Below are 17,592 nucleotides of genomic sequence, written 5' to 3'. Positions count from 1 at the left end.
CATATAAGAAAGAGAAGAATTGCAGAAACAGAAGAACAGGTATACTATTGCATTTTATAATCTCGAGAATTTTTTTGACACTAAGGACGACCCCTATTTGCTCGATGATGATTTTACTCCAAAAGGGTTTAGGCGATGGAACAAGTCAAAATTTAGGAAGAAGGTAAAGAAGATTTCCAAGGCTATTTCCAAAATTGGATTGGATGAAAGTGATTATCCTCCGGTTTTGCTCGGTATGGCAGAAGTGGAAAATAAAGGGGTTATCCAAACCATGTTGCAATCCAAAAGACTTAGGGATATTGATTATGACGTCATTCACTTTGATTCACCTGATGAACGGGGCATCGATACGGCACTTATTTATGATAAAAAGCACTTTGAGGTGCTGGATACTGAGACTATTCCTTTGATAGTACAAAATACCAATGGTGATCGAGACTTTACCCGGGACATTTTGTACGTACAAGGTAAATTGCATCAAGAAGAGATACATGTTTTTGTAAACCATTGGCCATCCCGAAGGGAAGGAGCTAAAGAAACTAGTTATAAGCGTATCAAGGCAGCGGAAACCATTCTGCAAAAAATTGAAGGCATACAAGATGACCATCCGAACATTATTACTATGGGTGATTTTAACGATGATCCGAATTCAGAAAGTTTACAAACCCTAATGCGTACTGGAATGTTCATCAACCCCATGAAGAAACTGCTTTCCCCTTTTGAGGGAAGTGCCAACTATAAGGGTAAATGGAGTTTGTTCGATCAAATATTGTTAACCCATAGTTTTTTAAATTATGAGATAGATACCCACAGTTTTATAAAGGCGAAGATATTTTCACCTCGATTTTTAAAAGAATGGAATGGTAGATACAAGGGAAACCCGTTCCGAACCTTTGCTGGAAAGAAATATTTAGGTGGATATAGTGATCATTTTCCGGTTTATATCGTTTTGAATGAAAATAAAATTAATTGTAAGAAAAGAGATACACCACATAAAAGTTAATTTTCACAACATAAAGAAGTAATTCACTATGTATTTCGTCGAATAAAGTAGGAACTTTATCGATGAATAGAACATCTCATAATATATTCGTAGTCCAAGTCTTACCTAAACTTAATTATGGACTACAGATTTCCTTTAGGGGCCAAGGGAGTGATCTTCTCCATTTTATTCTCGCTTTTAAGCGGGTTTTCCCTACTTGCCCAATCAAACAATGCCAAAGAGCAAATTCGTTTTTCCTACGACCAAGGGGAAATTTCCTCTTTTATTTCCGAATTGGAAATAGAGCACCAAACGAAACTTAAAAAAATAGGTGATTTAGTAAAGTCCAAAGGCCTTAAAGCTTCAGATAAAAAAAATAACGGTATCCAAATAGCACTTAAAGATATCGGTACCGATGGCACTCCATTATATTATACTACACTCAACGATCCAGCTACCCAAACCTCTAGAGCGCATACACTTTACGATAAAGGGCTTTTGAATTTAGGTTTGACTGGAGCCAATATGGAAGTAGGTGTTTGGGATTCAGGGGTAGCATTGACTTCGCACCAAGAGTTTGATACTCGTGCAAAGAATGCCGATGATGCCGATGAGATTAGCCTGCATGCCACTTTGGTAACAGGAAATCTTATCTCTGCTGGTATGGAACCCAATGCCAAAGGTGTTGCCTACGGTGCAAAGGCGTTGACCCACGATTGGAGCAGAGACAAAATTGAAGTAGCGGAAGCAGCGGCGAATGGACTTTTGTTGAGTAATCATTCCTATGGAATTTTGTCGGACAGAGTACCTGATTGGTATTTTGGCGCTTACATTAAAGTTGCTCAAGATTGGGATAGGATAATGTATAATGCTCCTTATTATTTGATGGTGACCGCTGCGGGCAATGCGCAAAACTCCTACGATAACGAAGCTCCAAATTATGGTAAAACAGCTGATGGTTTTGACCTTTTGTTAGGCTTTACCACAACTAAAAATGGACTCACCATTGCAGGTGCCAACACGGAAATTGATAGTAACGGAGAATTGAAAAAAGCTTCAGTTGCCGGATATAGCAGCTTTGGACCTGTGGATGATGGCCGTGTAAAACCGGATTTGGCGGGCGATGGAGGAAATATACTTTCCACGAGCTCTGCTACCAATAGCAGTTATCAGGTTTCTTCTGGAACTTCAATGGCTGCACCAGGGGTAACAGGGTCCCTTTTGTTATTGCAGCAGTATCACGAAGAACTTTTTGGTTCTTATATGAAAGCAGCAACCCTAAAAGGACTTGCACTTCACACTGCCGATGATGTGGACGCCAAAGGACCCGACTATAAAATGGGTTGGGGTATAATGAATGCCAAATCTGCGGCCGAAGTGCTTCAAAATAGAGAATACACTTCATTGGTAAATGAAGAAACCCTGTTAGATGGCGAGACATTTACATTAACTGTAACAGCAACTGATGGTGAAGACTTAATTGCTTCCATTTCTTGGACAGACCCAGAGGCAGAAACTGTGAACAGAGGAGAACTTAATAGTACAACTGCGGCTTTGGTAAACGATTTGGACATTAGAATCACCAAAGATGGCGAAACCTATTTTCCTTGGAAATTAAACCCGGCCAAAGCGAACGATAATGCTGCCAAAGGTGACAACAAAGTTGATCCCTTTGAACGTGTTGAGGTAGAAAATGGGAGTGGTACCTATACGATTACCATTTCTCACAAAGGAGGTTTAAAAAATGGACAACAGGATTTTTCCTTGATTGTTTCGGGCGCACAAGTTTCTAATTGTTCCATTGAGACCCCTTCAGATGTTGATTTAGGAAAATCCACAAGCACAAGCACTACCATTTCTTGGAGCGAAGCTGAGGAAACCTTGTTTGAAGTGCAGTATAAGAGTATCGATTCGGACGTATGGGAAAGTGAACTGATTTGGGAAAACAGTTTTGAGCTTACGGCTTTGGAAGAAGGGAAAGTGTACGAAACCCGTGTGCGTTCCATTTGTACTGAAAATGTGGTGTCGGAGTTTTCTGAAACCATCGAGTTTGAATTCCAAGGTGAAGAAACAACCTTAATAAAAAATACACCTTTATTTATCCCACAAGAACTGAATGTCTCTGTGTTTCCGAACCCCGCCGTAGACTATTTGAACGTGAACGCTGAATTGTCCAAGGATGCAGAATTCTCCATTGTGACTACTTCTGGGAATGTTATTAAAAAAGGTAAGACCGAAGGTTCCATTAACGTGTCTTCGCTATCTTCTGGTTTATATGTTTTGGTAGTTCAGGATTACTCAGGAATCAAGAGTACTAAGTTTTATAAAAACTAGTCGCAGGCTCAATTTACAGTGTCCAATAATCAATTCACAATAGATTCTTCACTACGTTCAGAATGGCATTGATCATTGAAATGTTTTAATGCTTAATTGAATATGAATGTCAGTTCAAACGCAGTCGAGAATTTTTTCGTCCTTTTCTTTTGCATTTGACCTGGTACCCTTTATCCAATAAAACATCAAACTTTTTTAATCTCATCATCGTTCAAGAGCTCTTCATTTCGTAATCGTAAGAAGACCTGAGCGGTGGTCACCACATCCAATTCGCAATAGGTTACAATTCTGTCCAAGTCATTTTCTTTATAGAATACATCTTTCACCATACTACCATCCATATCTTCTTTGGGAGAGGGAATACCGAGTACGTAGGCCAACAGTTTTAAGGAAGTGTAATGCTTGTAGTCACCAAACTTCCAAAGCTCCATGGTGTCCAAATGAGGCACCTCCCACGGTTTTTTTCCAAACAAATCCAGTTTGTAGGGCAAGTTGATGCCGTTTATAACCATTCTACGAGCGATATAGGGAAAATCGAACTCCTTGCCATTATGCGCACACAAAAGGTGTTTAACTTGGCTAAAATGCTCTTTGAGCAGCAGTTTAAATTCTTTTAAAAGTTTGATTTCGTCACCATAAAAAGAAGTGACCCTAAAATTTCGATTCTCTCCTTTGTGGGCAAAATATCCAACCGAAATACAGACGATTTTACCAAATTCGGCCCAAATCCCGGCACGTTCATAGAATTCCTCGGCAGTAAACTCATCTTTGCGTTGGTATTGCGTTTTTTGCTCCCATAATAGCTGGACGGTTTCATCCAAGTCGCTAAAATGTTGTTGTTGGGGTACGGTCTCTATATCCAAAAAGAGGATATGTTCCAGGTTAAGTTTATAAAGCATGGTAAAAAATTAAAAGAGAGTGGTCTGCTTTGCAGGGCTCTCGTGTTCCAATAACCATTTTTTTCTATACAGTCCTCCTGCATAGCCTGTGAGGTTTCCGTTGGTTCCTATCACACGATGACAAGGAACCACAATCCAAAGTGGATTTTTGCCATTGGCCGAGGCTACTGCACGAATGGCCTTTGCGTCACCGAGTTGTTTGGAAAGTTCCAAATAAGAAATGGTTTTTCCAAAAGGAATTTTTAAAAGGGCATCCCAAACCCTCTTCTGAAAATCAGTCCCCGATGGATTCAGTTTAAGGTCAAATACCGTTCGGTTTCCGTTAAAATATTCTTGAAATTGCTCAACAGCATCCTTTAAAACTTCAGGAAATGTACCTATTGGTTTTTTATCATCCAAAACAGTGACGGAAGCAAGACCATTTTTATCGCCTTTTAACTCTGCTGTTCCAATAGGAGTCTGTATATAAGCAATTTCCATTACTCTATTTCATCTTCATCTTCAATAATTCCTAAACGCTTGGCTCTGGCGTGCCAATTCTTTCTGGCAAGCTTTTGAAGGTCTTCTACGTTGTCGCTTTCATCCATAATCTCGAATCCGAGCAAGGTTTCGATCACATCTTCCATAGTGACCAATCCACTTACCGAACCATACTCATCCACCACCAATGAAATATGCTCTCTCTTTTGCACAAATTTTTTAAAAAGTTGGTTAATGGACTTGCTTCGGTTGGTGACCAGTAATTCTCTTCTTAAGGTAGCCAAAGTTTCATTTCCTTTGTTATTGATGATAGCTTCCAACAATTCATCTTTTAAAAAGAAACCTGTAATGTTATCCATGCGGTCTTTGTACAATGGAATTCTTGAAAAGCGCAAGGGTCTATTTTTTTCAAAAAACTCTTTTATCGGAGTGTCCTCAGATGCCACCTTCATCACGGTTCGCGGTGTCATTACATCTCGTGCCAGTATTTCATCAAAATAAAGTAGGTTTTTGATCATTTTGGATTCCGATTCCTTGAATACCCCTTCTTCGTGTGCTATTTCCGTCATGGCACTAAAATCTTCGCGGCTCAATACACTACCTCCATGCTCTCCTTTGGCACCGACCAGCTTGGTAAAGAGTTGCAACAACCACAATAGCCCTGTCCATTTTAAGACGAAAACCATTGCTTTCAATGCTTTTGACGTAAAGTTGGCCAGTTGTTTCCAAAAAGTGGCTCCAATTGTTTTCGGGATGATCTCTGAGGCTACCAAAATCAATATCGTCATAAGGGTCGATACGATCCCGACCATAAGATCTTCGGTAAGTGAGAACCCAAAAATGGTACGCTCCGTACTTCCGTACATTTCTGCATAGGCGACTTTGGCTTGTACACCGACCAGAATGGCCCCTACCGTATGTGCTATGGTGTTTAGGGTGAGGATGGCAATGAGTGGTTTGTCCACGTCCTTTTTAAGGATTTCCAATGTGGCCGCATACTCTTTTCCCTCTTGCTTTTTTACATTAATGAAAGTAGGTGTTATGCTCAACAACACTGCTTCCAAAATGGAGCAGAGGAACGAAAAGAAGATGGAAATAAGGGCGTAAAATAATAGTAGTCCCATGAATCAAAGTATAGATTCAAAAGTAGCTAAAATTCTATTGAGCTAGAGGTTTGGCGCCCTTCATTTTATCAATGAATCATTTTATGTCTAAGAAAACCCCAATTGAGAAGGATGGATCGGCGTAAATGATGCGTCCATCCAAAGCGCCCCCATAATTGGCCGACACCCCTAATTTTTGGGTGATGTAATAGGAGACTTCAGCACCGAGGCCAACAAACTCGACATTGTTGGCAAAGATACTTCCTTGGTTGTTTTGGGCACTCAGGCTACCATTTTGGAGAGATTGGATTATATCCAACTTACCTGCTACCCAGAAGCTATTAAAAAATTGCATCCCCATTTCGGCACCAAATCTGAGTTCATCCGAAAAATTCTGGGTGCGATTGTTATAACCAGCATAAGCTTTGCCATAAGCCGGTAATTTGGCAATGGCAAAGGGCGTGCCCATAGCAACGCGTAGCATTTGGTTAAACTCCCCATCTCCGTTTTGGTAACTGCCATCGCTCCCTCCGGAATCATTTCCAGTTGGAAGACCGAACAACAGGGTCGCTGATATGGCCAATTTTTCTTTTTGGACCAATCCATAGGTAACACCCAAATCAATATCTCCAATCGAATTTACGGATTCACCTTCGGTAATGAGCTCATTGGTAGTCCGGGAAAAGATATCGTTTTGATAGGTGCGCGCGAAAAAAGGAATATAACCCACCACGTTCCACTTATTGGTCAAGCCATATTCAGCATAAAGATTTATATTGAATTGGCCACGGGTGGCATTGGGCTCAATGGCACCGGTATCGGTATAATGTTCATCCGCCTCCAGATACCAAGCAGACAGTTTGTAATAGCCATTACCCTTTTCGCGTGTCCATTGTCCGTAGAATAAATGAGATAGCGCAAAGAACCCAATAAGAAGTAGCTGCTGTTTTTTCATGATTTGATTTGGTGTTGTGTTTAATTGATTTGACCCACGCCGACTTTCACACTAAAGGGTTTGCACCAGTACAAAAGATATTGGTAGTCGTTGATTCCTGCATTTTTAATAATATAGGAATGGGCACCTTGAAAAACCGTGACAGGGCCAACCTCCAAAGCTCCATTGATCGAGTTGGGATTGTTGGTGAGATATAGATAAAGTCCCGGCAAGCTGGATGTTGCTGAATAATCATCGTCTATGGACAGGATGAGGTTATTTCCACTTGCTTCCAAGGTAAAACTTCCTTCCAAAGCATACCCACTGGTGGAAGTAATGGTCCCGCTTTTATTGGATTCTTCATTGTTTTCCATCTCATTGGAGGAGATAGTGATTGTATCCTCATCGGTAATGCTATTGCCATCTACCGTGACGGAAACGCGAATAGTGACCTCGCCTTCGGCAACTGCTGTAGCCAAACCTTGTTCGTTAATGGTAACAATGGATTCGTTGGAACTTGACCACATGATGTTGGCGTCCTCGGGTTGACCAATATTATTCAGATATGTGGCCATGTAGGAATGCATAGCTGAAATCTGTAGCCCTGTTATGGGATTATTGATTCGGATGGTAGGCTCTACAAAATCGTCAATATAATCCTCTCCAATGCAGCCAAGGCAGAGAAAAAGCATCACAACCCAAACTAAATGGGTTTTCACAGGAATAGAAGGCATTTTTTGCTTTTTTTTTGAAGGAATTATCTTCCTATTAGTTATCCCTCTGATTGAAAGCTTACAAAACTTCTTTAAAAAAGATAAAATTGTTATTGATTTACCAATTGTGCGCTATAAAAAACATCCTGAAGCGTGGTTCGTATGTTAAGTTCGTACAAGTTTCGGTGTTCTCTGGACGGATACACCCGATTGGAAAGAAAAATGAATGTCAATTTATTTTCTGGGTCTGCCCATACAAACGTTCCCGTAAAACCAGAATGCCCAAAGCTTTTGGGGCTCGTCAAAGGTGAGGGGTAAGCTTCTTCCAAAGAAAGTTCGGCGTTATCAAGCAAAGGTTTGTCAAAGCCCAATCCTCTTCGATTTTCGTTTTCGGGATACTGCACTTCTGTAAACTCTTTTACGGTTTTCGTTGAAATGAACTGCTTGCCATCCACTTCACCATAATTTTGATAAAAGAGCATCAATTTGGCCAAATCATCTGCTGTGCCAAACAAACCTGCATTACCCGAAACACCACCTTTGAGCGATGCATTTTCGTCGTGCACCCAACCTTTTACCAAAGATTTTCGGAAAAGCGAATCCACTTCGGTAGGAACAATTGCGTTCACGTAGTTATTTTCTTTGGGCAGATATCCCAAGGTATGACACCCCAAAGGTTGATAGAAATTTTCATCCAAATAAGTTTGATAGTCCATTCCTGTGATTTGCTCTATCAAACTTGGAAAAACAAGAAAAGTAAGCCCGGAATATTTGTATTTCTTTTCATCCGAAACTTTGGACCGATTGATGATACGATTCATTTTTCGCTCGAACCGATTGTTGACGTAGCGCCCATCGTACACTTGCCCTTGAAATTTTTTACCGGATGAACGGTGTACAAACCTTTTTTTTATTTGGCCATTTTTCCGAAGCACCTTCTGTAGAAAGACAATGTAGGGAACCAAACCTGACTGATGCGCCAAAATCTCACGAAGCGTGAGGTGTTTTTTGTCTTTTCGGTGCTGCCAGGGTTTCCAATACGTGCTAAAGGGTTTGTTCAAATCGAGCTTTTTTTCGTCCACTAATTTCATCAAAGCGGGCAAGGGACCCGAAATTTTGGTAACCGAAGCTAGGTCGTACAAATCGTTTAAAGCCACGGGCTGAATGCTATCGTAGGTATGGAAACCGTATGCTTTGTGAAAAATAACAGTATCGTTCTTGGCGACCAATAGTTGCGCTCCCGGAAAAGCCAGGCTATCGATGCCCATTTTCATAATGGAATCCACCTTTTGATTGATGAAAGCTTTATCGAACCCTAATTTGGAAGGTAAAGCGTGGATAAGTTCGCGTTGGGCAAATGCAAAGGGCATCACTAAAGTGATGAAAAGGAACGAAACCGCCAGTTTTTTCATTTGGTCGAGGTTTAGCCCAAAGTTCGGATAAAATCCTTTGCAAAATAACTGGCAATAATATCCGCACCGGCTCTTTTTATGGCTGTCAGCTGTTCCAACATTACAGCATCGTGGTCCAACCAGCCTTTTTCGGCAGCGGCTTTTACCATGGCATATTCTCCAGAAACTTGGTATACGGCAACAGGTACCTCTACCTCATTTTTGATTCCCCGAACAATGTCCAAATAGCACAATCCAGGTTTTACCATGACGATATCTGCCCCTTCCTCAATGTCCATTTGGGTTTCCTTGATTGCTTCATGCCGATTGGCATAATCCATTTGATAGGTCTTTTTGTCCTTGGGCACATCGGCGATATCCACGGGAGCGGAATCTAGGGCATCCCGGAACGGGCCATAAAAGGCACTGGCATATTTGGCGGAATAGGCCATAATGCCCGTATTGGTATAGCCTTCGTCTTCCAACGCCTCACGGATGGTCAATATTCTACCGTCCATCATATCGCTTGGTGCTACAAAATCCGCCCCGGCCTTGGCATGTGATACACTCATTTCTGCTAAAATTTCTGCAGATTCATCATTCAGGATTTGTCCTTCGGCCACAATACCATCGTGGCCATAAGAGGAGAAGGGGTCCATTGCCACATCGGTCATGACCAACATCTGTGGGCAGGCATTTTTAATCGTTTTTATGGCACGTTGCATCAAACCGTTTGGATTTAACGCTTCTGTACCTTTGTTGTCCTTTAGGTGATCTTCCACTTTGGCAAAAAGCAAAACGGAGCAAAGACCCATTTTCCATAATTCCTTCACTTCTTTTTCCAGATGGTCCAAACTAAGATTATAATAGTTGGGCATGGAAGGGATTTCCTTTTTAATGCCTTTTCCTTCAGTCACAAATAGGGGCACCAAAAAATCGTCCGGGGTCAATGTGGTTTCCCGAACCAATCTTCTAACGGATTCGGATGCGCGAAGTCTTCTGTTTCGTATAAGTGGATACATAATTTAGTTTTAAGCTGTAAGCCATAAGCTTCAAGCTGTTTTGTTTAAGTTTTTAGCGATGTTTTTATTTATATATCAATTTCCCCTGTTAAATAAAGCACGGCCTTGCCTGAAATTTTAACGCGCTCGCCCAAATATTCGCAGACCAAGTCACCTCCTCGTTTGGAAAGCTGTTTGGCCGTCATTTTAGTTTTGTCGAATACTTTAGTCCAATATGGGGTCAACGATGTATGGGCCGAACCGGTCACAGGGTCTTCGGGAATGCCACAGGAGGGAGCAAAAAAACGTGAAACAAAATCAACTTCGTTCCCTGGGGCAGTTACTATTACTCCTCTTGCATCCACTTGATCCAAAAGGAAAAAGTTGGGATCAAGTTCCTCGATTTCTTTTTGGGATTTATAAATCAACATATAATCGGTTTTTCCCTTATATGTTTTTATGGGCGCTTTTCCCAAAGCATTGTCAATTTCATCAATATTTTTGATGGCAATAAGGGTGTCCGACGGAAAATCCATGGTCAACCAACCATTGTCCGCCTTGTTCACCGTAAGTTCACCACTTCGACTGGAATAAAACTGAATGGTATCTTTTTCCAGCTCATAAAAATGAAAGAGTACAAAGGCTGTTGCCAAGGTCGCGTGCCCACAAAGATCCACTTCTATTTCTGGGGTAAACCATCGAATTTCGTAAAGCTCATCCCTTTTGACGGCAAATGCAGTTTCTGCCAAGTTGTTCTCTTCAGCTATTTTTTGCATCAATTCTGGACTCAACCACGAATCTAAAATGCAGACCGCAGCGGGGTTTCCACCAAAAGTCTGATTGGAAAATGCATCTATTTGGTAAATCTTCTGTCTCATAGGCTTGGTTTCAAGTCAAAACTACGGATTAAACCCAATCTTTTGGGCTTTGCAGTACTTCTATCAACTTCTCTTCTTCACTTCCTTTTTCGGGATGATGGTCGTATCGCCATTGAACGTGAGGCGGTAAGCTCATCAATATACTTTCAATACGTCCATTCGTTTTTAGGCCAAAAAGGGTGCCTTTGTCGTGTACCAAATTGAACTCCACATAACGTCCCCGTCTAATTTCCTGCCAATCGCGATGTTCCTGCGAGTAGGGTAAGTCTTTCCTTTTTTCAACTATGGGAGCGTAAGCCTCCAAAAAACTATCCCCGACCTCGGTCACAAAATTGTACCAGTCCTCCATGCTTGTTTTTTCGGTTGCTTTGCAATAATCGAAGAACAATCCACCTACCCCACGAGCTTCATTTCGATGGGAATTCCGGAAATAATCGTCGCATTTCTTTTTATAAGCTGGATAAAATTCAGGATTGTGGGCATCGCAGGCTCTTTTGCAAATCGCGTGAAAATGAGTAGCATCTTCATCGAACAAATAATACGGGGTAAGGTCCTGTCCGCCACCAAACCATTGATCTACGATGTTGCCCTCCTTGTCGTACATCTCAAAATAACGCCAGTTGGCGTGTACGGTGGGAACCATCGGACTTTTCGGATGAATCACTAAACTAAGTCCGCAGGCAAAAAAATCTACATCGTCGACTCCGAAATAGTTTTGCATGCTTTTTGGCAATGGGCCATGTACTTTAGAAATATTTACCCCGCCTTTTTCAAAAACAGTTCCGTTCTCGATAACACGGGTTCTACCACCACCACCTTCTTCGCGTTCCCAAAGGTCTTGCTGAAACTTAGCGGTTCCGTCCAGTTCTTCCAATTTTGAAGTAATACTGTCCTGCAGATGTTGAATGTAATCGTAAAACTTATTTTTCATAATGTAATTCGTAAAGTTCCATATCCAAGGGAGCCTCATTTGGAGGTTGATATGATTTGGACATTGTTTTTACCCAAAGAAAACCTGTTTTTTCAGCAACTCTGATACTTGGCAAGTTGCTTTTATGTGCAAATATCTTTAATGTTTTAAGTCCTAGCTTTTTAAAAGCAATGTCAGAGACATATTTTACACTTTGTGAAACAATTCCTTTTCCTTGTTGATGTTTATCTATGCAATAGGCCAACTCTCCTTCTCCTGAACCCCAATGGATATCCTTTAGGATTACAAGCCCAACAACCTCATTGCTTTCGTCTCTTATCGCAAAGGTAAACTCCACTTTCTGATCTATTTCCTTCTTTTTTTTGGAAATATATAGTCGAGAACTTTCAATGGATTGGTTTAGGGATAGCGTTTTAGTGAAAAAGCGTTTAAAAATAGCAGCATTCGAAGTCATTAGAAAACATAAGCTTTCTGCATCGCTTTCATTCAAATAATTTATTTCGAACGCCTTGGACATTTTTTGGATTTAAAGGATATGAACCATTCGATTTTTATATTCGGAAAGGACTGAACTTTCATCAATTTTAATTGACTCCAAAGCCATTTGCTTTAATAATTCAATAATTTCCTTTTCGGTGTTTTCCATGTTTTGCTCAAAAATGAAGCGCCCCACTTCGTTATTATGCAAATCCATTCGTTTTGGCAATTTTTTATTGGGGAATGAATCCTCATGCCAATCGGTTACTTTTTTTGCCCACGCCAAAACGGTTTTCTCATTTTGCTGCCATTTATAGCATTGTTTGGCAATCAAATAATTCCAAAAAGCATGTCTAAACGCATTGGCAGGCCCATTTTTATGGTGGAGCTTACCGTAGTTTTTGGTCGAGATGGCTATGCAATCCTTGGTAGCTTTAATAGTTGGCAATATAAAGTGAGGACGGCTCAAACCTATAAAAATAACTTTCAGTATATTTTTAAAATCAACTCGTTTTAGTACTGCAAAAAGGTTCACTCTTGGTACTCTTTTACCGCATCAATGAATGCTTTTGCGTTTTCCACTGGAATGTTTGGCAAAATACCGTGACCTAGGTTTACGATATACTTGTCCTTGCCAAAATCACGAATCATTTGTGTGACCATTTCCTTAATTTTATCGGGCGGCGAAAGTAATCGGGCTGGATCAAAATTACCTTGAAGGGTCACATTTCCTCCCGTTAAGTATCTTGCATTTTGGGGAGAACAGGTCCAATCGACCCCAACGGCCGAAGCTCCTGAGTTTGCCATTTCCTTTAAAGCGAACCAGCATCCTTTTCCAAAAACGATTACAGGGGCCTCATCTTTTAATGCATCCACGATTTGCTGAATGTATTTCCAGGAAAATTCTTGATAATCTTGAGGAGATAACATGCCTCCCCACGAATCAAATACTTGAACGGCATTTACGCCAGCTTTAACCTTGGCCTTTAAGTAGGCAATAGTGGTATCCGTTATTTTTTGAAGTAATTCGTGCGCAGCCTCGGGCTGCGTGAAGCAAAACCCTCTGGCCTTGTCAAAACTTTTGCTGCCTTGGCCTTCCACGCAGTAACAAAGAAGTGTCCACGGAGAACCTGCAAATCCAATCAATGGAACTTCATCATCCAATTTTTCCTTGGTCATGTTTATGGCATCCATCACATATCCCAAAGTGTCCTGAATATCGGGAACGATTACTTTATCCAAATCGGCTTGCGAGCGGATAGGGTTGGGTAAATAAGGTCCAAAATTGGGTTTCATCTGCACCTCGATGTCCATTGCTTGTGGAATTACCAAAATATCACTGAACAAAATGGCGGCATCCATTCCGTATCGGCGAATGGGCTGCACGGTAATTTCGGAGGCCAATTCTGGAGTCTGGCATCGGGTAAAGAAATCGTATTTTTTACGGAGTTCCATAAACTCGGGCAAATAGCGCCCCGCTTGTCGCATCATCCACACGGGTGGACGTTCAACAGTTTCACCTTTTAAAGCTTTTAGGAACAAATCGTTTTTTATCATAAGTATCTGAAATGATTTATGGCCTGAACCAACACATTTTCCACTGTTGGTTTGTTAGCTATAATTATATTTTTTGAATGTTTTTGAGCTTCAGCAGCTGTGGTCTCACCGATACAGAACAAGGTGCTATTTTCTATGGTGTTTTCCAAAAGATAACTTCGGATGCCACTTGGGCTAAAAAAAAGAATACCGTCAAAATCCCTTTGAAACCTCTTTGGATTTAGATTCGTACGATATACCTCTAACTCTTTATACTGAACGTTATTTTTTGTTAGCATATCGGGGAGTTCATCCCTTCTTTTGTTGCCGCATAGAAATAAAAAAAACTCATTTTGATGGTTTTTCACAAGAATTTCAGCCAATTCTGATGCATTTTGAGTCATTTCAACCACATTTACTCCATTTTCCTCCAAAAGAGCTTTCGTCTTTTCACCAACACAAAAGGGATTAAATTTAGATTTATCCAAGTGTTTAGTTTGATTCAAAAAAGCCTTTACAGTATTCTTACTGGTAAAAATGTAGTTAGTGAAGTCCAAAGGAATTTTTACATTCAGGAATTCTATTTTTAGGGCATCGTACTCCACCAATCCCAAACCGGAATTTAGAAAAAGCTCCTTTTGGGACAAGCTCAACATTTTAGTGGACAGTACTGTTTTCATTTCTGATTTCCTGCATCAATTTATCGCCTCCTTTTTGCAAGACTTCTTCGGCAGAAGTTTTACCAAGATCTTTGGCATCAGACAATTTTACTTCTTTTTTGATGTCAATTTTCTGTTTCCCATCCAAAGAGAAAACAACGCCTTCAAAATAAACTGTTTGGCCTTTTATTTGAGTCAAAGCGCCTATTGGAGCGGTACAACCACCTTCCAACGTACGTAAAAAGTCTCGTTCAATGGTAGTTGCTACCTCGGTTTCGGAATGATTCAATTTTGCCAATGCTTCTTTGGTAAAATCATCCTCTTCTTTGGCCACTACCAACATAGCTCCTTGGGCTGGTGCTGGAATCATCCAGTCCAATTGAACTGCATCTTTTGGCAAAAGCTTAATACGCTCCAACCCTGCCTGAGCAAAAATGGCCCCTTGCCAATCGTTTTCAATCAGTTTTATAAGTCGTGTATTCACATTTCCTCTTAAATCCACCACTTTATGGTTAGGGTATTTGTTCAGCCATTGAGCTTTTCTTCGCAAACTACCTGTGGCGATGGTTGCAGGTGTGTCGGATTCCAGAAACCCAGAACCTTTGTGCACTAAAATATCGTGGGTAATAGCGCGCTCCAAAACAGCCACTTGTACAATTCCTTTTGGTAATTGCGTGGGCACATCTTTCATGGAGTGTACCGCAATGTCTATTTGGCCTTTTAGCAGGGCAACATCCAAGGTTTTGGTAAAAATCCCGGTTACGCCAAGTTCATACAATGGTTTGTCCAAAACTTGATCGCCCATGGATTTGGTGGGAACCAAAATGGTATCGTAGCCTAACTCTTCCAATTTTTGTTGCACGGTGGTTGCTTGCCACAGTGCGAGTTCGCTGTCGCGGGTACCAATTCTGATTATTTTGCTCATTTGGAATGTAGTTCTAGCTGAAACACTTTTTGGATAAGCTCTAGACTATCTTCAGTATCGACCTCATTGCTTTTTAGGTGGTTGGCAAACTGTTTGGTAATCTTCTGAATGATTCTATCTGAGATGATTTCCGCCTGAATTTGGTCAAATCCTTCGATTTTTTTGGTTTGAAAATCGATTTCTTCGGCCTTCATGGTGTTCAGTTTATCCTTGAGCGCATTGATCACTGGGGCGAACTTTCGGGTTTCCAACCATTTTAGAAAATCCTTTTTCACCTTTTCAATGATAGCTTCTGCTTTGGGAACGTATCCTTTTCTTTTTACCAAGGTCTCATCCGTAATCTGTGAGAGTTGGTCTAAATGCACCAAAGTCACATTGTCCAATTCTTTTACATCGTCCGACACATTTTTGGGAACGGACAGGTCCAAAACCAACAAAGGCTTTTTCGGATAGATCAATGCTTTGGAAACGGTAGGTAATTGTGCTCCCGTAGCTACTACAAGAATATCGGTCTTTCGAATTTCAGTTTGCAGATCACCATAATCCTTTACGGTCAACTGAAACTTGCCTGCAATATCTTCCGCCTTTTCCCGAGTTCGATTAATCAAGGTAATATGGGAATTGTTGGAATGCTTTACTAGGTTTTCGCAGGTGTTTCTTCCAATTTTTCCCGTTCCGAACAATAAGATGTTCTTGTTGGCAATGTCGTCGACATTGTCCAAAATATATTTTACCGAGGCAAACGCTACCGATGTAGCACCCGATGATAATTCCGTTTCGTTTTTGATGCGCTTGCTGGCCTGAATCACAGAATTGCACAAACGTTCCAGGAACGGATTGGCCATTTCTTGCTTTTTGGAGCGATAAAAACCTTGTTTGATTTGGCTGATAATTTCAAAATCCCCTAAAATCTGACTATCTAAACCAGTTCCTACCTTGAACATGTGGGAGATGGCATCGTGATTTTTGTACACATAGGCCACCTCTTGAAATTCTTCGACCGTTCCATTCGTTTGGTCGCATAGTAACTTGATAAGTTGATACGGATGTTGCGCAAAACCGTAAAGTTCGGTTCGGTTACAGGTGGAAATGGCCAAAAGGCCATCAATTCCAATTTCCTTGGCCTTGCCCAAAATATGGTCAATGGCAGGAACATCCAGACTGAACTTTCCTCTAACCTCTGCATCCGCCTTCTTGTAACTCAAACCAATGGCATAGAAGGAATTATGTTTTGAAATATGGTAGTTCCTCATAAAGGATATAAATCGCAAGACAAAAGTAATAGGGTTATAGGTCAAAAAATAACGCTAGCGGAACTATAAATTACAGCTAGTACTATTTTATCTTTTATTTTCTATGATAATGGTTGAAAGCATTGTTATTATTGATATATTTGATAATACAAAACACAATTTAGAGTGATTCTAAATTAACTTAAGGACAAAACTCGATTGAAAAATAACATGAAAAATATCGCTAGCGGTTCCTATGATGAAATTTTGGTCGAAGACGGGATTTTCATACTAAAAATTCAAAATGATGCCAAAGAACCAAAACTCATTGAACGTGATATCGACAGCTCATACATTCAATTCCACTTTTGTTTAAAAGGAAAATCCAAGTTTAATTTTAACGAGGGGAACTATTATTTGGAGGTTAATGAGGAAAACTCATTACTCTTATACAATACCCAAAAGGATTTGCCATTAGATCTTGTTGTTTCGCCAGGTTCTTGGTTGGTATCAGTAGTAATGACTATCAGGAAGTTTCATTCCCTGTTTTCAGATGAAGCTGATTATATACCTTTTTTAAGTGATGATAACAAGGAAAAAAAATATTACTCACAGGAAATGGTGTCACCGGCAACTGCCGTGGTGTTGAGTCAGGTAATGAATTTCAATCTTCATCCATCCATCAAAAAATTGTATTTGAAAGGGAAGGTATACGAACTGATTTCCCTCTACTTCAACAAGACAGAAGATGCCGATTTGGAACAATGCCCTTACTTGGCAGATGAAGATAATGTGCGGCGAATTCGTATGGCCAAGGAAATCATGATTTCACGCATGGCCGAGCCGCCCACTTTGGCCGAACTTTCCAAGGAAGTTGGATTAAGTCTTAAAAAGTTGAAAGAAGGCTTCAAACAGATCTACGGGGATTCCGTATTTGGATTTTTGTTCGACTATAAAATGGAATATGCCAGAAAAATGTTGGAAACCGGCAAACACAATGTAAATGAAGTAGGGTTAAAAGTGGGCTATAGTACTGCAAGTCATTTTATAGCTTCCTTTAAAAAGAAGTTTGGTACCACTCCCAAAAAATATTTAACTTCAAACGTTTAAACAAACA

18 protein-coding genes are annotated in these 17,592 nt (G+C 40.5%); 3 read left to right on the top strand and 15 right to left on the bottom strand.

Annotated features, from left to right (window positions below; genetic code table 11):
* Window positions 1-19 precede the first annotated feature (19 nt).
* Both ACQQ5U_RS05450 and ACQQ5U_RS05445 read left to right on the top strand, forming a co-directional pair.
* A complete protein-coding gene (locus tag ACQQ5U_RS05450; RefSeq protein ID WP_437395953.1) occupies window positions 20-1,003 on the top strand; it encodes an endonuclease in 984 nt (327 codons plus the stop codon).
* A gap of 117 nt (window positions 1,004-1,120) precedes the next feature.
* Complete coding sequence (locus ACQQ5U_RS05445) at window positions 1,121-3,316, top strand: S8 family serine peptidase (protein ID WP_437395952.1); 2,196 nt, start codon at window positions 1,121-1,123, stop codon at window positions 3,314-3,316.
* 185 nt (window positions 3,317-3,501) lie between these two features.
* On the opposite strand, the gene ACQQ5U_RS05440 is transcribed toward ACQQ5U_RS05445, so the two are convergent.
* From ACQQ5U_RS05440 to hemA, 15 genes are all read right to left on the bottom strand, one after another.
* The gene (locus ACQQ5U_RS05440) at window positions 3,502-4,215 is read right to left on the bottom strand and encodes a 3'-5' exonuclease (RefSeq protein WP_437395951.1); all 714 of its coding nucleotides are present in this window, start codon (window positions 4,213-4,215) and stop codon (window positions 3,502-3,504) included.
* 9 nt (window positions 4,216-4,224) lie between these two features.
* On the bottom strand, window positions 4,225-4,695 hold the full coding sequence (locus ACQQ5U_RS05435) for a methylated-DNA--[protein]-cysteine S-methyltransferase (RefSeq protein WP_437395950.1): 471 nt from the start codon (window positions 4,693-4,695) through the stop codon (window positions 4,225-4,227).
* Window positions 4,695-5,819: a CNNM domain-containing protein gene (locus ACQQ5U_RS05430; protein ID WP_437395949.1), complete on the bottom strand. Its 1,125-nt coding sequence runs from the start codon at window positions 5,817-5,819 to the stop codon at window positions 4,695-4,697. The genes ACQQ5U_RS05435 and ACQQ5U_RS05430 overlap by 1 nt, the downstream gene beginning before the upstream one ends.
* A 76-nt stretch (window positions 5,820-5,895) precedes the next feature.
* A complete protein-coding gene (locus ACQQ5U_RS05425; RefSeq protein WP_437395948.1) occupies window positions 5,896-6,753 on the bottom strand; it encodes a hypothetical protein in 858 nt (285 codons plus the stop codon).
* Between the two features lie 20 nt (window positions 6,754-6,773).
* Window positions 6,774-7,466 (bottom strand): Ig-like domain-containing protein, encoded by a 693-nt coding sequence (locus ACQQ5U_RS05420; RefSeq protein WP_437395947.1) that lies wholly within the window; start codon window positions 7,464-7,466, stop codon window positions 6,774-6,776.
* 89 nt (window positions 7,467-7,555) lie between these two features.
* Window positions 7,556-8,857, bottom strand: coding sequence for a serine hydrolase domain-containing protein (locus ACQQ5U_RS05415; protein WP_437395946.1), 1,302 nt, complete (start codon window positions 8,855-8,857; stop codon window positions 7,556-7,558).
* An 11-nt stretch (window positions 8,858-8,868) separates the two neighbouring features.
* A complete protein-coding gene (hemB, locus tag ACQQ5U_RS05410) occupies window positions 8,869-9,858 on the bottom strand; it encodes a porphobilinogen synthase (protein WP_437395945.1) in 990 nt (329 codons plus the stop codon).
* Between the two features lie 68 nt (window positions 9,859-9,926).
* Entirely contained in the window at window positions 9,927-10,715 is a 789-nt protein-coding gene (locus ACQQ5U_RS05405; RefSeq protein WP_437395944.1) for a PhzF family phenazine biosynthesis protein, read from the bottom strand.
* 28 nt (window positions 10,716-10,743) lie between these two features.
* A complete protein-coding gene (gene hemF / locus ACQQ5U_RS05400; RefSeq protein ID WP_437395943.1) occupies window positions 10,744-11,646 on the bottom strand; it encodes an oxygen-dependent coproporphyrinogen oxidase in 903 nt (300 codons plus the stop codon).
* A complete protein-coding gene (locus tag ACQQ5U_RS05395; protein ID WP_437395942.1) occupies window positions 11,636-12,163 on the bottom strand; it encodes a GNAT family N-acetyltransferase in 528 nt (175 codons plus the stop codon). The genes hemF and ACQQ5U_RS05395 overlap by 11 nt, the downstream gene beginning before the upstream one ends.
* A 9-nt stretch (window positions 12,164-12,172) precedes the next feature.
* Complete coding sequence (locus ACQQ5U_RS05390) at window positions 12,173-12,658, bottom strand: DUF6973 domain-containing protein (RefSeq protein WP_437395941.1); 486 nt, start codon at window positions 12,656-12,658, stop codon at window positions 12,173-12,175.
* Window positions 12,655-13,680, bottom strand: a complete 1,026-nt coding sequence (gene hemE / locus ACQQ5U_RS05385; RefSeq protein ID WP_437395940.1) for a uroporphyrinogen decarboxylase — start codon at window positions 13,678-13,680, stop codon at window positions 12,655-12,657. Before hemE ends, ACQQ5U_RS05390 begins: the two co-directional genes overlap by 4 nt.
* The gene (locus tag ACQQ5U_RS05380) at window positions 13,677-14,339 is read right to left on the bottom strand and encodes a uroporphyrinogen-III synthase (protein WP_437395939.1); all 663 of its coding nucleotides are present in this window, start codon (window positions 14,337-14,339) and stop codon (window positions 13,677-13,679) included. The genes hemE and ACQQ5U_RS05380 overlap by 4 nt, the downstream gene beginning before the upstream one ends.
* Window positions 14,317-15,243 (bottom strand): hydroxymethylbilane synthase, encoded by a 927-nt coding sequence (gene hemC / locus ACQQ5U_RS05375; protein WP_437395938.1) that lies wholly within the window; start codon window positions 15,241-15,243, stop codon window positions 14,317-14,319. The genes ACQQ5U_RS05380 and hemC overlap by 23 nt, the downstream gene beginning before the upstream one ends.
* Complete coding sequence (gene hemA / locus ACQQ5U_RS05370) at window positions 15,240-16,496, bottom strand: glutamyl-tRNA reductase (RefSeq protein ID WP_437395937.1); 1,257 nt, start codon at window positions 16,494-16,496, stop codon at window positions 15,240-15,242. Before hemA ends, hemC begins: the two co-directional genes overlap by 4 nt.
* A gap of 210 nt (window positions 16,497-16,706) precedes the next feature.
* Here hemA and ACQQ5U_RS05365 point away from each other — a divergent pair, with 210 nt between their 5' ends.
* Window positions 16,707-17,585, top strand: coding sequence for a helix-turn-helix transcriptional regulator (locus tag ACQQ5U_RS05365; RefSeq protein ID WP_437395936.1), 879 nt, complete (start codon window positions 16,707-16,709; stop codon window positions 17,583-17,585).
* Window positions 17,586-17,592: the final 7 nt, after the last annotated feature.

It is taken from the genome of Flagellimonas lutimaris, from assembly GCF_051494225.1.
GTDB classification, from domain to species: Bacteria; Bacteroidota; Bacteroidia; order Flavobacteriales; family Flavobacteriaceae; genus Flagellimonas; species Flagellimonas lutimaris_A.
This window is presented reverse-complemented; position numbering and strand designations above follow the sequence as displayed.

Excerpts from the sequence above, each read along its gene's own strand:
- hemA (WP_437395937.1), bottom strand. The coding sequence starts at position 16,496 with ATGAGGAACTACCATATTTCAAAACATAATTCCTTCTATGCCATTGGT.
- ACQQ5U_RS05425 (WP_437395948.1), bottom strand. The coding sequence starts at position 6,753 with ATGAAAAAACAGCAGCTACTTCTTATTGGGTTCTTTGCGCTATCTCAT.
- ACQQ5U_RS05420 (WP_437395947.1), bottom strand. The coding sequence starts at position 7,466 with ATGCCTTCTATTCCTGTGAAAACCCATTTAGTTTGGGTTGTGATGCTT.
- ACQQ5U_RS05380 (WP_437395939.1), bottom strand. The coding sequence starts at position 14,339 with ATGAAAACAGTACTGTCCACTAAAATGTTGAGCTTGTCCCAAAAGGAG.
- hemF (WP_437395943.1), bottom strand. The coding sequence starts at position 11,646 with ATGAAAAATAAGTTTTACGATTACATTCAACATCTGCAGGACAGTATT.
- hemB (WP_437395945.1), bottom strand. The coding sequence starts at position 9,858 with ATGTATCCACTTATACGAAACAGAAGACTTCGCGCATCCGAATCCGTT.
- hemE (WP_437395940.1), bottom strand. The coding sequence starts at position 13,680 with ATGATAAAAAACGATTTGTTCCTAAAAGCTTTAAAAGGTGAAACTGTT.
- ACQQ5U_RS05435 (WP_437395950.1), bottom strand. The coding sequence starts at position 4,695 with ATGGAAATTGCTTATATACAGACTCCTATTGGAACAGCAGAGTTAAAA.
- ACQQ5U_RS05445 (WP_437395952.1), top strand. The coding sequence starts at position 1,121 with ATGGACTACAGATTTCCTTTAGGGGCCAAGGGAGTGATCTTCTCCATT.
- ACQQ5U_RS05430 (WP_437395949.1), bottom strand. The coding sequence starts at position 5,819 with ATGGGACTACTATTATTTTACGCCCTTATTTCCATCTTCTTTTCGTTC.
- ACQQ5U_RS05405 (WP_437395944.1), bottom strand. The coding sequence starts at position 10,715 with ATGAGACAGAAGATTTACCAAATAGATGCATTTTCCAATCAGACTTTT.
- ACQQ5U_RS05365 (WP_437395936.1), top strand. The coding sequence starts at position 16,707 with ATGAAAAATATCGCTAGCGGTTCCTATGATGAAATTTTGGTCGAAGAC.
- ACQQ5U_RS05415 (WP_437395946.1), bottom strand. The coding sequence starts at position 8,857 with ATGAAAAAACTGGCGGTTTCGTTCCTTTTCATCACTTTAGTGATGCCC.
- ACQQ5U_RS05395 (WP_437395942.1), bottom strand. The coding sequence starts at position 12,163 with ATGTCCAAGGCGTTCGAAATAAATTATTTGAATGAAAGCGATGCAGAA.
- ACQQ5U_RS05440 (WP_437395951.1), bottom strand. The coding sequence starts at position 4,215 with ATGCTTTATAAACTTAACCTGGAACATATCCTCTTTTTGGATATAGAG.
- hemC (WP_437395938.1), bottom strand. The coding sequence starts at position 15,243 with ATGAGCAAAATAATCAGAATTGGTACCCGCGACAGCGAACTCGCACTG.